The sequence below is a fragment of the Marinobacter alexandrii genome (genome assembly GCA_039984955.1).
Taxonomy (GTDB): domain Bacteria; phylum Bacteroidota; class Bacteroidia; order Cytophagales; family Cyclobacteriaceae; genus Ekhidna.
Genome location: JBDWTN010000007.1, coordinates 967945 through 983094, shown reverse-complemented (window position 1 = coordinate 983094; position 15150 = coordinate 967945). Strand labels below are relative to the sequence as shown.

At 39.1% G+C, this 15150-nt stretch carries 13 protein-coding genes; 5 read left to right on the top strand and 8 right to left on the bottom strand.

Annotation, left to right across the window (positions count from 1 at the left end):
* Positions 1–145: 145 nt before the first annotated feature.
* Together ABJQ32_10520 and ABJQ32_10515 are read right to left on the bottom strand one after the other, a co-directional pair.
* A complete protein-coding gene (locus ABJQ32_10520) occupies positions 146–757 on the bottom strand; it encodes a sigma-70 family RNA polymerase sigma factor (GenBank protein ID MEP5290076.1) in 612 nt (203 codons plus the stop codon).
* Positions 745–1818: a glycosyltransferase gene (locus ABJQ32_10515; protein MEP5290075.1), complete on the bottom strand. Its 1074-nt coding sequence runs from the start codon at positions 1816–1818 to the stop codon at positions 745–747. The genes ABJQ32_10520 and ABJQ32_10515 overlap by 13 nt, the downstream gene beginning before the upstream one ends.
* 371 nt (positions 1819–2189) lie before the next feature.
* Between ABJQ32_10515 and tgt the strand changes: the two genes are divergently transcribed.
* From tgt to ABJQ32_10490, 5 genes are read left to right on the top strand one after another with little or no spacing between them, the layout of a single operon-like run.
* Complete coding sequence (gene tgt, locus ABJQ32_10510; protein ID MEP5290074.1) at positions 2190–3320, top strand: tRNA guanosine(34) transglycosylase Tgt; 1131 nt, start codon at positions 2190–2192, stop codon at positions 3318–3320.
* Between the two features lie 15 nt (positions 3321–3335).
* Positions 3336–4418, top strand: coding sequence for an LptF/LptG family permease (locus ABJQ32_10505; GenBank protein ID MEP5290073.1), 1083 nt, complete (start codon positions 3336–3338; stop codon positions 4416–4418).
* Positions 4415–5326, top strand: a complete 912-nt coding sequence (locus tag ABJQ32_10500) for a DMT family transporter (GenBank protein MEP5290072.1) — start codon at positions 4415–4417, stop codon at positions 5324–5326. The genes ABJQ32_10505 and ABJQ32_10500 overlap by 4 nt, the downstream gene beginning before the upstream one ends.
* A gap of 2 nt (positions 5327–5328) precedes the next feature.
* Positions 5329–5649, top strand: coding sequence for a heavy metal-binding domain-containing protein (locus ABJQ32_10495; protein ID MEP5290071.1), 321 nt, complete (start codon positions 5329–5331; stop codon positions 5647–5649).
* 30 nt (positions 5650–5679) lie between these two features.
* Positions 5680–6819, top strand: a complete 1140-nt coding sequence (locus ABJQ32_10490) for a serine hydrolase (GenBank protein MEP5290070.1) — start codon at positions 5680–5682, stop codon at positions 6817–6819.
* Between the two features lie 3 nt (positions 6820–6822).
* On the opposite strand, the gene ABJQ32_10485 is transcribed toward ABJQ32_10490, so the two are convergent.
* The 6 genes from ABJQ32_10485 to ispE form a co-directional block, all read right to left on the bottom strand.
* Positions 6823–7785: an NAD(P)-dependent alcohol dehydrogenase gene (locus ABJQ32_10485; protein MEP5290069.1), complete on the bottom strand. Its 963-nt coding sequence runs from the start codon at positions 7783–7785 to the stop codon at positions 6823–6825.
* A gap of 172 nt (positions 7786–7957) precedes the next feature.
* Positions 7958–9571, bottom strand: a complete 1614-nt coding sequence (locus ABJQ32_10480) for a SulP family inorganic anion transporter (protein ID MEP5290068.1) — start codon at positions 9569–9571, stop codon at positions 7958–7960.
* A 284-nt stretch (positions 9572–9855) separates the two neighbouring features.
* Entirely contained in the window at positions 9856–11211 is a 1356-nt protein-coding gene (locus ABJQ32_10475) for a S41 family peptidase (GenBank protein ID MEP5290067.1), read from the bottom strand.
* A 78-nt stretch (positions 11212–11289) separates the two neighbouring features.
* The gene (locus ABJQ32_10470) at positions 11290–12393 is read right to left on the bottom strand and encodes a helix-turn-helix domain-containing protein (GenBank protein ID MEP5290066.1); all 1104 of its coding nucleotides are present in this window, start codon (positions 12391–12393) and stop codon (positions 11290–11292) included.
* Between the two features lie 215 nt (positions 12394–12608).
* Positions 12609–14156: an SDR family oxidoreductase gene (locus ABJQ32_10465; protein MEP5290065.1), complete on the bottom strand. Its 1548-nt coding sequence runs from the start codon at positions 14154–14156 to the stop codon at positions 12609–12611.
* A 158-nt stretch (positions 14157–14314) separates the two neighbouring features.
* Positions 14315–15103, bottom strand: coding sequence for a 4-(cytidine 5'-diphospho)-2-C-methyl-D-erythritol kinase (gene ispE, locus ABJQ32_10460; GenBank protein ID MEP5290064.1), 789 nt, complete (start codon positions 15101–15103; stop codon positions 14315–14317).
* Positions 15104–15150: the final 47 nt, after the last annotated feature.

The following is a 15150-nucleotide window of genomic DNA, read 5'->3' as shown; positions in this document are numbered from 1 at the left end:
TGATCCTTTTGGGAATCAGTAAGATTGGGAAAGTATTTATGGATGATTTCGATCTGACTAGAATTAAAGGGATGCTAAACTCATTAAGCATCAATTAGAAATAAGTACAAAGATTCTGAAATAAATTCAGAATGACAGGTTAGGATTAGATATGCTTCTTTTTATCCTTTACCAACTCATACATGAGCTCCCGAGCTCTATGCAGTTGAGCTTTTACCGTACCTAATGGAGCCTCAAGTTCCTTCGCAATTTCATCATAAGAAAGCTCGTCAAAATAGCGAAGTTTGACTAATCGCTGATACTTAGCAGGAAGCTTGTCTACAAACATTCTTACTAATTCTATTTTTTGATCTTTTATCGTCTCCTCATCAGGTGTAAGGTTCTTGTCTTGAACATCGATATTGACAGATTCGCCACTATCGTCAGTAAAAGTGCTATTCAGGCTAAAGGTGTTTAACTTTTTCTTTCGGATGAAGTCGATAGCATTGTTTGTAGCTATTCTAAAGAGCCACGTGCTGAAGGTGTAATCCTTTTTGAATCTGCTAAGATTTTTAAATGCCTTAGCAAAGGCTTCAATCGTTAGGTCTTCTGCGTCATCAACGTTTCGTACCATCTTTAAGATCATATGGTAAACGGGCTTTTTGTAGCGTTGCATGAGCTCTGCATAGGCAGCCTCATCATTACCTTCAGTTGCTAAGTCTATCAACTTGAAATCGCGAAGTGCCTTATCAGAAAACTGACGATTTAGTTCTTCCATTTAATGTCCTTTTTGAGTTTTGACTGTAATGCAATCACCGGAGTGAGTAAAGCATATAACATGTCAACGATGGGAAACAACATATAGTTAATGTTCATTCCCATTTTACCTGCAACAAATCTATAACTCACTAATTTAATAAATAGGTAAAAAAGGAGCGTTGGTAAGAAATATGTGTGTGAAAGGTTAAAAAAGAGGAAGATTAGGAAAAATAGATGGGAAAAATGAAACAAACTAAGAAATGATAGGTCTTTTGGCTTGTATTTTTTACCAACAGAGTAATGTCGGATTTTCTGATTCCAGTAGTTTTTCCAATGTTTATCTGGAAAAGTGTAAACAATACTTTGTTTTTCTAAGAGAATCCTTGTATTCTCTTTTGAGGCATAATTTTGAATCATAAGGTCATCATCCCCTCCAGTGATTGACCTAATTTTTTCATAGCCAGATATTTTCTCAAAATAGGACTTCCTGATTGCCATATTTCTACCTACTGCCATATACGGTTTTCCAAGTAGCGCTCTAGATACATATAAAAATGCTGTTTGAAATGCTTCAAAAGCGATGTGTTGAGATAATAAAGAAGTATTGGCTGTATACGGAGAAACGCCTATAATGAAATTCGTTTTCATATGAATTTGACTTGAGAAGGAGCTTAACCATTGATTTGAATGTGGGACACAGTCTGCATCGATGAAAACCAACCATTCTCCGGTTGAATTTCTAATGGACTCATTCAGTGCATACTTCTTTGAGTTCCAATCGGAAGGAACCTCATCTATGTCAATGATTTGGATCTTTTCAGATTTAATACTTCTCAAATAGTTTAAACTTTCATCGGTACATTGATCTAATCCAATTATGATTTCAAATGCATGATACTTCTGCTCTAGTAACCTTGGGATTAATTTTTTTAGGTTTTTTTCTTCATTTTTAGCAGCAACAATGATGGATAAAAGGGGAGAACTATGAGGCCTATCAATCGTCTTATATCGAATAAGTACGAGTGCATGAAATACAACGATTCCAAGGTGTATTGATCCTATTATTAAACATATGATCATAATCATTTGGTGAATTAAGCAAACCTGATCGTAAATAACATACAAATCTGAAAAGCTTAAAACCTGAGATCGATTAAAAATATTAGCTTCAGTAAGTATTGTTTACGTCAGATTTGTTTTGAAAATTATGAGGAATGACCTTTCATTTTGATGAATTTTCGAAGCAAAGATGGCGTGAAAAGTGCTTATCCTACGGATTTGACTGCTTTTGCTATGAATTTCACCAAACCCTCTTGAAATATCCAGATATTCCTTCGAGATTTTGTTAAAATTTCTAATCAAAACCATTTCAAACTGAGGCAAGGTTTTTAATTGAGCTCAGGTTAAAAGAACAATACAGCAGAGATCATTAAATCCTATTTTTGCGGCGCATGCAGTTCGAACTAAAAAATACAGATAGTAAATCTTCAGCAAGGGCCGGTACCATCACGACTGATCATGGAGAAATACAAACCCCTATTTTCATGCCTGTTGGTACAGCAGGCACTGTCAAAGCTGTTCATCAGCGTGAGTTAGTGGATGATATCAAGGCGCAAATTATCTTGGGGAATACCTATCATCTCTATATGCGCCCTGGGTTGGAGATAATTGAGCAAGCTGGAGGGCTGCATAAATTTAATGGTTGGGATCGCCCAATTTTGACTGATAGCGGAGGATATCAGGTCTATTCCCTGGCAGAGAATCGTAAGATTGTGGAGGAAGGAGTACATTTCCAGTCGCATAAAGATGGAAGTAAGCATTTTTTTACTCCAGAGTCTATTATGGATATCCAGCGTACCATAGGTGCGGATATTGTCATGGCATTTGATGAGTGTACACCGTACCCATGTGAGTATGATTATGCACAAAAATCTATGCACATGACAAATCGATGGTTGGATAGATGTGTGAATCAATTCGATGCAACAGAAGGTAAGTATGGCTATAACCAGACCTTATTTCCGATTGTTCAAGGAAGTGTGTACAAAGATCTTCGAACACAATCTGCAGAATACATAGCGAGCAAAGAAAGAGAGGGGAATGCCATTGGAGGCTTGTCAGTTGGTGAGCCAGCAGAAGATATGTATGCAATGACTGATCATGTCTGCCGAATTTTGCCAAAAGACAAACCCAGATATTTAATGGGGGTAGGCACCCCAGCCAATATTCTTGAATGCATTGCATTAGGCGTAGATATGTTTGACTGTGTAATGCCTACACGAAATGCACGGAATGGGATGCTGTTCACCACCCAGGGGATAGTTAATATTCGAAATGAGAAATGGAAAGATGATTTTTCCTCTATTGATCCAGGACTAGACGGGTATGTGAGTAGCTTTTACACCAAGGCCTATTTGAGGCATTTGATCACGAGTAATGAAATTCTTGGCGCACAAATTGCAAGCATCCAGAACTTAACGTTTTACTTGTGGCTGGTGGGAGAAGCACGTAAGCAAATCATAAATGATAACTTCGCAATCTGGAAAGAAGAAATGGTCAAAAATGTAAGCCAACGCCTTTAAGAAAAGGTGTCTAAAATGAAGAAGCTCGATTGGTACATACTTAAAAAAATACTTGTCACGTTCGTTTTTGTGGTGGGGATATTGGAGTTAATTATTTGTGTGATTGACTTCACAGAGAAGAATGATGATTTTATTAAAAATGAATTGAGTTCAGCTCTTATTTGGGATTACTACCTTACTTTCATTCCGTACATAGCAAGTCTTTTGACTCCTATAACGGTTTTTATTGCTACCGTATTTGTGACTGCTAGCATGGCTGCTAAGACAGAGATCGTTGCTATACTGGCCAGCGGTATAAGCTTTAGACGTATGCTTGTACCTTATGTGATAGCGGCAGTTCTGATTGGTTCTTCTAGTTTTTATCTAAATAGTTTTGTAATCCCGGAAGCCAACAAGTTTAGATTAGAATTTGAGCTGAAATACCTCAAAGACCCATTCTACAATACAGATAAGCACATACACATTAAAATTTCTGAACGAGACTCACTAGAGGATTATATCTATATGTATAGATATGATGTTCGAAGGGACGTAGGATCTTCAGTGACTCTAGAAACGGTTAAAGGAACTCAACTTGTTGAAAAAATAACTGCACGGCAGATAGATTGGGACTCAGCCAACGTATGGAAGCTTAAAAAATGGCAAAAGAGGGAGCTGAAGGAAAAAAAGGAAATTATAACGCAGGGGGATGAATTAGACACATTGCTCAATCTTTCACCGGAAGATTTTGGGAATAAAGATCGCGTTTGGGAAACCATGACACTGGGTGAACTAAACGAGCATATCAAACTTCAAACATCCAGAGGTGCCGATGATGTCCATATTTTTCAGATTGAAAAATATGTGAGGTACATGTCTCCATTTACAGTGATCATTTTAATGGCCATAGGAGCTACAGTTTCTGCAAGAAAGACTCGCCAGGGTACTGGTTTTCAAATAGCTCTTGGTTTTGTTATTGCTTTCGCATTCATCATTGCGTTTATTCTTGCTACTGCAATAGCAGAAGCAGGAACCATGAATACCATTCTGGCTATCTGGATGCCAAACATCATTTTTGCGGGTGTGGCCATACTTCTTTATAAAACAGTTCCTAGATGATACAGGAGAAGAAGGATTACTTAACCCTTCATTTCACAGTCCTAATTTGGGGGTTTACGGCTATTTTGGGTCTTCTTATTGAGGTGCCAGCGGTAGAGGTTGTTTTCTTTAGGACACTGATATCTGCTGTTGGCTTATGGCTATTACTGGTGCTTTGGAAGCGGTCTTTAAAAATAGACTCAAGAAAGTATTTACTCATTATTCTCGGGACGGGTGTTTTAATAGCCCTACATTGGATTCTATTTTTTCTATCCGCCAGAATCTCAAACGCCTCTGTTTGTCTTGCAGGAATGGCGACATGTTCGTTGTGGACAAGCCTAATTGAACCAATATCGCAGAAAAAGAAAATTAAAGGCTTTGAAGTGCTGCTGAGTATTATTGCATTTATAGGAATCGGTGTGATATTCAATGTAGAGTTCGATTATCTATCAGGCCTTCTTACTGCCGTGCTTTCAGCGTTTGTAGCTTCAGTTTTTACGGTCATTAATGGCAGATTGACAAAGAAGTATGATCCCTATGTTATTACCTTCTATGAGATGATAGGAGCTTGTGCTGCGACAGCTCTATTCTTCCCATTCTATACTGCCTATTTCGTTGATGGACTGGCACTTAATCCTTCTATGTTTGACTGGGTTTACTTAAGTATTTTGGCTATTGTCTGCACCGTTTATGCGTATTCTGTTTCCGTTGAGCTAATGAAGCGTTTGTCCGCTTTTTCAATCAATTTGGTGGTAAACCTTGAGCCTGTATATGGGATCATACTAGCGCTTGTTATTTTCGGAGATAGTGAAGAGATGAGTCCTGGATTTTATTTGGGAACCTTATTAATCTTAACTTCGGTACTTCTCTATCCGTTATTGAATCGACGCTATAAGAAAAAAGCACTTTCAACCGACATAATTAGATAAATATGCTACTTACAACAACGAACAACGTAGAAGGAAAAACTATTTCTACATACTATGGAATGGTTACTGGTGAGGCAATCATTGGAGCCAATATTTTCAAAGACATTTTTGCGTCAATTACAGATATTGTAGGAGGCAGGTCAGGTTCTTATGAGAAATCACTCAAGGATGCCAAAAATATAGCTGTGAAGGAAATGATAGAAGCGGCTCAGGCACATGGAGCAAATGCGATTATTGCCATCGATTTGGACTATGAAACCTTAGGTAAGGATTCGGGTATGATGATGGTCAGTGCAAGTGGAACAGCGATACAGCTCGACTAATAAAAACTGTACATTTTGTATCTTGCCCGCATGGCAAGAAAATTATTATTCTTCTTTGCGCTGAGTCTTTCTATATCACTCAGCGCTCAATATTATCCATCTCAAAATAAGTGGGAAAGCAAGTCTGTATCATCAGTTAGTTTAAATAAATCAGCAATTGAAGATGCGGTTCAGTTTGCTATGGATAATGAATATTCCGGGCAAAAGGATTTGAGATTGGCGATTCTGGAGGGTTTCAACAGAGAGCCTTATCATCAACTTCAGGGGCCTACAAAAGAGCGAGGAGGTCCAGCGGGGATGATCATCAAAGATGGCTATCTAATAGCTAGTTGGGGTGACACGAAGCGAGTGGATATGACATTCAGTGTGACAAAGAGCTATTTATCTACCACTGCTGGTCTTGCTGTAGATGATGGACTCATCCGGTCTATCCAGGATCAAGTGAAAGATTATGTTTGGGATGATACTTTTCAAGGTGAACATAATTCAAAAATTACGTGGGAGCATTTACTCTACCAGACTTCTGATTGGTCAGGAGCACTTTTTGGATTGTATGACTGGACTGATCGCCCTGATAGAAAAGGAACGTTCGATGATTGGAGATACCGTGAACTAAAGGAGCCTGGAACAAGCTACAAGTACAATGATGTGCGGGTCAATGTGCTTTCCTATTCTTTGCTGAATGTATGGAGAAAACCTCTCCCTCAGGTGTTAAAAGAACGAATTATGGACCCCATTGGGGCAAGTACAACGTGGCGTTGGTATGGTTATGACAATTCATGGGTTACATTGGATGGTCAGCATATGCAAGTGGTGAGTGGTGGAGGTCATCATGGAGGTGGTGTGTTTATTAGCACTGAAGATCATGCGCGTTTTGGATTGCTCTTTGCCCGCAAGGGAAAATGGGATGGTAAGCAACTTATTTCTGCAAAATGGACGGAGATGATACAAACCCCCACACCGGCATTCGAAAGCTATGGGTATATGTGGTGGCTCAATAAAGGTCCCAGAGCATGGGAAGGCTTACCAGATCATCTATTTTATGCTGCTGGGTTTGGTGGAAATTTTATTGTAATAGACCAAAAAAATGATTTAGTGATCGTCACACGTTGGCTGGAGCCATCCAAGATTGGCGAAATGGTGAAGAAAGTATACGAAGGGATGAAATAAACTTTACTCGTTTATTAAAGAAATGAGCACCTTGCCTTGATGTTTTCCTTCTCCAAAATGTTGGATTGCCCACGGAGTTTTATCCAATGGGTAAGGGCCGTCAATAATAGGCTTTAGTTTTCCTTCCTCATAAAGTTTATGGATGTGGTTAAGATCCTTGTTGGCTTTAAGGCCAACCATGAACACGCTCTTTTTAAAGATTTTTCGAGCAATAAGAAGCTGGATCAACCGACCAATGTTACCACCAATTGATACGTATTTTCCATTGGAAGTAAGAGAGGGGATATAGCTGTTGGGCGCTCTACTTGTTTTGGCGTCTAATATCAAATCATATTGTTTACCGCTTTTGGTAAAATCAGTTTGTTTGTAGTCTATGATATGATCAAAACCAATCTCTTTCATCACTTTTAGCTTATCTCCTGTATCTACTCCCGCTACCTCTGCATCGTAGGTTTTTGCAATATGTAGCCCCAATGTCCCTACACCACCTCCAGCTCCATTGATGAGAACTTTCATTCCCTTTTGAATTTGTCCCACATCAATCAATCCCTGCCAGGCTAAGTTAGCGGCATGTGAAAGAGCGGCAGCATCTTCAAAAGGCATAAGGTCTGGCTTTGATACAACCGCCTTTTCATTGATACATATATACTCCGCAAAACTCCCAAAACCATGATCCGAAATGTCTCCGTAAACAGCATCTCCAATATTGAAGGTGCCTGCATTTTCACCACATGCTTCAACAACACCTGAGAGTTCCATTCCAGGAATTGGTCTTTTTGGTTTGAATAATCCGAATAATAAACGATAGATAAATGGTTTACCTCTGACCATGCTCCAGTCGTAATCATTTACTGCACAGTAGTGAATCCTGATTAATACTTCATGGCTAGTTGGATGGGGTTTTTCTACTTCTTTAATCGTAAGATTTTCGGTAGGACCGTAGCTGGTGCAGGTTAAGGCTTTCAATGATTAATAGTTAGGATTATTAAAGTATGGGACGAAGACGAAAGCTAATTTGTTACACCATTTAACTACGAATCTTTTCACACATCTTCAATATGCGAAAAATTGGGGGAATCACTGAGTGTTGGTTCTACATTTATACTACCTTCTTAGCACTTAGAAAGAAGTCTAAATTTTAGACTTCTTTGTCCATCAGGTCAGTCACTACATGATATCTTGGATCATCAATAGATGAAACAATCATGTGCTCAAAATCAGGGCTGGCTTTGTGAAGCAACATCTTACACTCTGGACTTAAATGAATTAATTTGATCTGCTTGCCATACTCTTTATACTTCTTTTCCAAAGCAAATATGGCCTCAATGCCAGAGTGATCACTTACACGAGATTCGATAAAATCCAATTCTACTTTTTTAGGATCATTGGCGGGATCAAATTTTGAATTAAAAGCCTGAACAGAGCCAAAGAATAGCGGCCCCCAGATTTCATAGACTTTTGTGCCATCGTCTTTGATTGATTTTCTTGCTCTAATTTTTGTTGCATTTTGCCAAGCAAAAACTAAAGCAGACATGATCACGCCTACAATCACTGCAATGGCTAAATCTTGCCATACGGTGATGGCGGATACAGTAATCAATACAATTGCATCTGCCACTGGAATTTTATTAATAATCCGGAAACTACTCCAAGCGAACGTTCCAATAACAACCATGAACATTACCCCTACTAAAGCTGCAATTGGGATTTGCTCAATCATCGGCGCGGCAAAAAGGATAAAACAAAGTAATGCCAGAGCAGCAGTGATTCCAGAGAGTCTTCCTCGTCCTCCAGAGCTAACATTGATGATTGACTGACCAATCATAGCACAGCCCCCCATACCTCCAAAAAGTCCATTTAAAATATTAGCTCCACCCTGAGCTACACATTCCCGATTTCCACTTCCTCGGGTCTCCGTCATATCATCAATAAGGTTTAGGGTCATCAAAGACTCAATCAGACCTACAGCTGCTAGTAGAACGGCTGTTGAAATAATCAATCCCCAATGTCCTTGAAGTGTATCGATCAAACTAAAAATCTGGATTTGGAATGATGGCAAACTTCCTTCTAGGCCATTGCCACCTCCTTCGCGAATGAATGAACCAACGGTACTTACATCTAAACCTCCAAAGATGGTTATAGATGCAACCACTATGATTCCCACAAGTGCTGCAGGAAGTTTTTTGGTCACTTTGGGTAACCAGAACATGATAGCCATCGTAAGTCCTGCCAGACCTAGCATAATGAAAAGATCCTTACCCTGCATCCATTGGTATTCTCCGCCTATTCTTTCCTTGAAAAGCCCAAGCTGAGAAAGAAATATCACAATAGCCAACCCATTCACAAAACCCATCATTACTGGATGGGGAATAAGGCGTACAAATTTTCCAAGTCGGAATATCCCGGCCAGAATCTGAATCCCTCCAACCAGAAGGAGTGTAATGAAGAGCCACTGAAGACCAAGATTCTCCATGGGTGTTGCCAGAGAAGCTCCAACTTCATTTCCTTTTTGAATCATGTGCACCATTACAACAGCCATGGCGCCAGTAGCACCCGAAATCATACCTGGGCGACCCCCAAACATAGAAGTCACAATGCCCATCATAAAAGCTCCGTACAGACCCACCATGGGATCTATACCAGCAACAAAAGCAAAAGCAACCGCCTCAGGAACGAGCGCAAGCGCTACAGTGAGCCCTGAAAGGATATCGTCTTTGGGATTAAAAGTGAAATTTCGAAATAATCTTTGCATGCGTTTTTTCAAATGAGCGCGCAAAGATAGAATATTTGGAGATGGTGTGGAGAAATCTCTTGACTATTTCTATATGATTAAGTCGGGTGAAGCCCTAACTTCTCATTCAAAGCAACAAGGACTTTTGATTGGTCCTTAAATTTATTTTCTACTCGCTACATGAGATAAGTTTTAGAATGATGGAGCTACAGTGGATGCTTCTGTTAGTTGGAACAAATGAGAGATTCATGTATTCTAACCCCAATCTGTAATATCACAGATTGGGATTAGATATACACTAAATCTTACTTTAATAACTCCATCGCCCACTCAATTCCACTATCAACATTGTTATTAAAATCATCGCTGCTCAGGAAGGGGATTTCGTGATCTTTATCCGGGCTTATGCCAATGGCTTCATATACTTTCCCCGAGGGGTCAGCATATACCTGGTTTGACAAGTTCACAAAGGTTCCGTTTGGTAGCCTGTGTGTGAGGATGTCTGAAAAAATGCCACTCGTATTTTGCCCTACAATGGTAAGATTGGAAAGATCCTTTAAGCACAGTGTAAATACCTCAGCAGCACTGGCAGTTAGAGGGCTGGTGAGTAAAACTACGTCTCCGTTAAACTGAAAACCTTCATTCGGAGACAGTTCAATGATTTGCTCGTGAGTAAAATTATCTTCTAGCCGTGATTTTTTTGTAAAAACTGGTCCCGATTGGCTTACGAACCTGGAGGCGATCTCAAGTGCTACACCATCGTACCCTCCGGTATTGAATCTCAGGTCTATCACTAACTTTTGGAGCTCGTGCTGCTGTATCGCTTGAGTTAAGCGCCCCATCAACTCATCAACAACCGAAATTTCCTGATCATAAGAAGCAGCATAATCTTGCATAGAAATGATGTTGACGTATCCTATATCAGCAGAGAGCAGACCCCATACCATGTTTCCATTGGAATCCCCATCTGTTTGATCATTTAAGTAGCGTGTGTTAATAAACGAGATGCGATCTGTTGCAATTTCTATCAGTTCCTCTCTGGTTTTTATGTCGTTATCTAGATGCATGTTGATTTGCTGCAACAGGTTTTCTTTATCAGAGCGTATGTTGACTGATTCATTGGATATACTTACATGTCCGTCCTTGAGGGGTAGGATCATGGCCTCTAAAATGTCATATAGATTATCTTCATTGACAGAATTGATAGGTTCGCGGTACTCATTCCAATTAACATTCCTCAATTCAAAGAAGGCGTAGTAGTCGTTAAAAATATTCCAGAAATAGTTGAAGTTAGTTACAGGGTCATTAGTCATGATTGGGTTATCAACATCACAAAACTCTTCGGTAGTCAATAGCTCATCAAATGCTATATGGCCGGTGAGCAATTCGGACGATGCGATTAGGCCTCCATTTTCTTTTGTTAATTGGATTCCTGAGTAATTCCTAGGGCTGACATCATTATCTATTAAGACACATCCTGAAGCGGAGGTCCCATACAATGTGTAACGGTCTTTTTGTTCTTCTAAAATGTATCCATTTTGAGGAGCATACCAGTAAGTAGTTGGGGCATTGGTATCATCTTTACAATTCATTAAAAAAATCAAAGAGGCGATTGCTGAAGTTTTCAGCATGGTCTTAAAAGAGAAGTGGAATAATTTCATAAGTAATCGTTTTTTGCCAAAACTAGGTTTCCGAAAAAAACGCGCCTCCTGATTTGTCAGAAGTGAACAAATCGGTACTTATTTGCGATGATTTTTGTACTCTTTTGGTGTTTTACTTGTGAGGTTCTTGAAGGTTTTATAGAAAGTGGTCTTTGATGAAAACCCGGCCTCCAGTCCTATTGACTCAATGCTATATCTATCAAATCTTGAATCGTGGAGCATTTTCTTTACTTCATCAATCCTATGCTGGTTTATATAGGTAGCGAAATTGTGATCTGCATGAGAATTAATCAATTGTGAGAGGTATCCAGGACTTATCTCTAATCGTTCAGCAATAGATTCTCTGGTAATCCCTGGATCGCGGTATATATGTTCTTCTTCAAATAGTTTTTCAAACTTGCTAAAATGAGTGTTTTCTGAAGATGATTTTCTTAACGGTTGTCGAGAGGTTGGCTGATTCAGAAGTTCGGTTATTTCCTCTATTTCAGTTGTCAGCTTGTGTTTGTAAATTGTATTGTATGAAACCCAAAAGAGAAAGACAGAAATACCGATTAACAGGGTAGGGGTAAAGATCTTCATGTATTCTCGGGAGACAGTATTTTCAAGAAAATCAAATGTAGTCCAGGCTATAACGAGGATTAGTACCATACACCACAGTCGCCAAAGCCATTTTAAATCCTTTTTTCCATTATAATCCTTCAAGATAAAAAATAACCATCCGGACATAAATAGATTAAACAAATAGACTGAAAAACTTTCGATAGAGAATAGGCTGCTTCCCATGTTTAACACCACTTGATTTTGGATCTCGAATAATTCAAAATCACGTACCAAAGCATTGACAGTATTGAGAATGACAGAAAGAATGAAAGGCAGATATAGCAGCTTGAGTTCCTTTCTGCCATCTAGCTTGTGGTCTATTCGTTTCAATACGAATATGAATAGAAACACAGGAAATAGAAATACCCATTCAATGTCGTAGAAAATGGTCAGCAAATCGTACTCATAATAAACCCCCTCGACCATGAGTACGATGTTTAGCATCAGAATAGAAATGATCAGGATAGCATATGCCAAATAGTTGTTAGTAGCGCTTTTGAAAAATGGCTTGTAGAGAATTAAGCTTCCCATGAAAAACCCAAAAGCTATGGCTATGATAAATAGATAGACAAGTATTTCCATCTTAAAGAAAATGAGAAGTGCATTTTGTTATCGACCGCACTAAAAGTAACGAAATCTTTAGATTCAAGGCGTGCGTGGGCAGGGATTGTCGGTACTACTGAAACCAGCACCCCTCGGATGCTTACACCAGCTGGAAATAGCATGGAAGAGTCTCTTGATTATTTTTCCAATATGGGAGTGATTTGGGAATAATCTGCTGACCTTAAAAAATAGCATTACCAACTAGTCGGCCTATAGTCTTTTAGGAATTTACCACACCAATGTTTCCCTGTATTGATCCCATCAAACAACGGATCCATAACTCTGGCAGCTCCGTCAACAATGTCTAAAGGAGGTTGGAAGTCATGAATTTCTTCTTTCTTTTTAGCCAACTCAATAGGGTCCTCGTCAGTTACCCATCCGGTATCTACTGCGTTGGTATATATTCCATATTTCGCAAATTCTGCAGATGAAGTAAGAGTCATCATGTTTAAGGCAGCTTTAGCCATGTTTGTATGGGGATGGCGAGCTTCTTTATGGAATTTGTGAAATTTACCTTCCATAGCTGAGACATTGATGATGTGTTTCATCCCGGTGTTTTCTTTTTTCATTAGATGAACTAAGCGATTGCATAATACAAAAGGAGCAACAGAATTAACAAGCTGTACTTCTAGCATTTCATGCGTATGAATTTCACCTAATTTTAATCGCCAGCTATTTACCTTCCTAAGATCAACTTGTTGCAAGTCGGCATCCATTTTACCCGTGGGAAAAACTTCTTCAGATGCTAAAGAATGATCAACAGCGTATGGGATTTGAGATAATCTTGCAGAGGCGCTGAGGCCAATACCTACCTGTTTGTCATTCCAAGAAACTGGTAGATTCTTGTTTTGATCTCCTTTCATAGAGCTGATAGCTCCTAGTTCTCGTAAACAAGCTTCATGATCTGATAAGGTTTTTTTTACTGATTGTGGTAATTCAGAAATATTGCACTCTTCTTGTACTAATAGATGCTGATAAAAACCTGCTGGACGTCTGACCGTCTGCGCAGCGTTATTAATCAGTACGTCCAACCTGTCGTATTGGTGTTCAATGTAATTACAAAAAATTTCTACGCTGGGAATATGTCTTAAATCCAATCCATGTATTTTAAGACGATGACCCCATGTTTCAAAATCTTCTTCTTTGGCATAACGCAAAGCGGAATCTACCGGAAATCTTGTTGTTGCAATTACCGTGGCTCCAGCTCTTAACATCATTAAGGTAATGTGATAGCCAATTTTAAGGCGAGAACCAGTAACCAGAGCAACTTGTCCAGTAAGATCTGATGTTTGAAAACGCTTAGCATAATTAAAGTCGCCACATGATGTGCACATGGTGTCATAAAAGTGATGCAGTGTTGTGAAAATCTCCTTGCATACGTAGCAGTTACGTGGAGCGACTGATGTATTAGCAGGTCTTGCTTCCTTATCTTTTGATGCGATCATTTTGGGAGCAACAAAAACAGATGCTTCTCTAGCACTTCGTATTCCTGTTTTGTTGCGAGCGTGTTTATCCTTTTCAGCGGCTTTTCTTTTGAGGATTTTTTTTGCGTCTTTTTTACGTTTCTTAAATTCTTCTCTTTGTGGTCTTGATAGTCGCCCAGCTTGTGTAATAAGCTCGATTCTTAGATCTTTTGGAATCTCAAATATTTGGTTGGTGTCTTCATTCAATGTTTTTAAAATGGATATACATTGATCAATTTGATCCTTACTTAGTTGATCTTTTTCTTTGTTGATTTCCATTTGTACGCGTTGTTGCTGTGAGTATTGTAGATGAAACTCAGCTATCTATCGCATGCCTTGAGTTAAGCAATAAAAGATAAAGCTAGCAGAACTGCTTAACACCGACAATAAGTTTTTATATATTGGTTTATGAGACGTTTATTGCTACTACTAATAGATTACAATTCAAAAAAATTCCACTTAGCGTTTTCTATTTTGTGGTCAAAAATCCCGAACACTGTACTACCACTTCCAGTCATAGAAGCATAGATTGCTCCCATTTCATACATCTCTTCTTTGAGTTTACTGATTTCTGAATGGTTAGGAAATATTGAAGTTTCAAAATCATTGACTAGCAGATCTCTCCATGCCGAAATGGGCTTTGCTACAATATCTTCAATGCAATGAAGTGGTTCTTTTGGTTTCACTCCGGCATACGCTTCTTTGGTAGAAATATGGATGCCAGGGTTGTGTATGGATAAGTGGTAATCGGAAAGGTCAAGGCTTATTCTATCCAGTTGTTCTCCACGACCTTTCGCGATTGCTGGCTGGTTCTGTATGAAAAAAGGGCAGTCGCTTCCAAGCTTCAGGGCGTAAGTCTCAAGTTGCAAGTTGGATAGTCCTAGTTCAAAAAGATCATTAAGCATTCTCAACGTAAATGCTCCATCGGCAGAACCGCCACCGAGTCCTGCACCCATCGGGATGTTTTTGAGTAGATGTATCTCTACAGGAGGTATGTCGTGATCATTTTTGATTAGCTCATACGCTTTGATGCAGAGATTGGAAGAGGTATCTCCTGGAATGGCTAGCCCATGACTGTGAAAGGAAAAAGAAGCTGCTTCTATCACCTCTAGGCAATCATGCCATGGGATAGGATAGAAGCAGCTTTTAATGTTATGAAATCCATCTTCCCGTTTGCTCACTATGTTGAGCCCCAAATTGATTTTGGCATTAGGGAAGGATATCATTGATTTAGAATCTAAAAAAGTTATTCTGAAAGAATGACTTTAAAGCG

Excerpts from the sequence above, each read along its gene's own strand:
- ABJQ32_10475 (MEP5290067.1), bottom strand. The coding sequence starts at position 11,211 with ATGAAATTATTCCACTTCTCTTTTAAGACCATGCTGAAAACTTCAGCA.
- ABJQ32_10465 (MEP5290065.1), bottom strand. The coding sequence starts at position 14,156 with ATGGAAATCAACAAAGAAAAAGATCAACTAAGTAAGGATCAAATTGAT.
- ABJQ32_10480 (MEP5290068.1), bottom strand. The coding sequence starts at position 9,571 with ATGCAAAGATTATTTCGAAATTTCACTTTTAATCCCAAAGACGATATC.
- ispE (MEP5290064.1), bottom strand. The coding sequence starts at position 15,103 with ATGATATCCTTCCCTAATGCCAAAATCAATTTGGGGCTCAACATAGTG.
- ABJQ32_10490 (MEP5290070.1), top strand. The coding sequence starts at position 5,680 with ATGGCAAGAAAATTATTATTCTTCTTTGCGCTGAGTCTTTCTATATCA.
- ABJQ32_10520 (MEP5290076.1), bottom strand. The coding sequence starts at position 757 with ATGGAAGAACTAAATCGTCAGTTTTCTGATAAGGCACTTCGCGATTTC.
- ABJQ32_10505 (MEP5290073.1), top strand. The coding sequence starts at position 3,336 with ATGAAGAAGCTCGATTGGTACATACTTAAAAAAATACTTGTCACGTTC.
- ABJQ32_10470 (MEP5290066.1), bottom strand. The coding sequence starts at position 12,393 with ATGGAAATACTTGTCTATCTATTTATCATAGCCATAGCTTTTGGGTTT.
- ABJQ32_10500 (MEP5290072.1), top strand. The coding sequence starts at position 4,415 with ATGATACAGGAGAAGAAGGATTACTTAACCCTTCATTTCACAGTCCTA.
- tgt (MEP5290074.1), top strand. The coding sequence starts at position 2,190 with ATGCAGTTCGAACTAAAAAATACAGATAGTAAATCTTCAGCAAGGGCC.
- ABJQ32_10515 (MEP5290075.1), bottom strand. The coding sequence starts at position 1,818 with ATGATCATATGTTTAATAATAGGATCAATACACCTTGGAATCGTTGTA.
- ABJQ32_10495 (MEP5290071.1), top strand. The coding sequence starts at position 5,329 with ATGCTACTTACAACAACGAACAACGTAGAAGGAAAAACTATTTCTACA.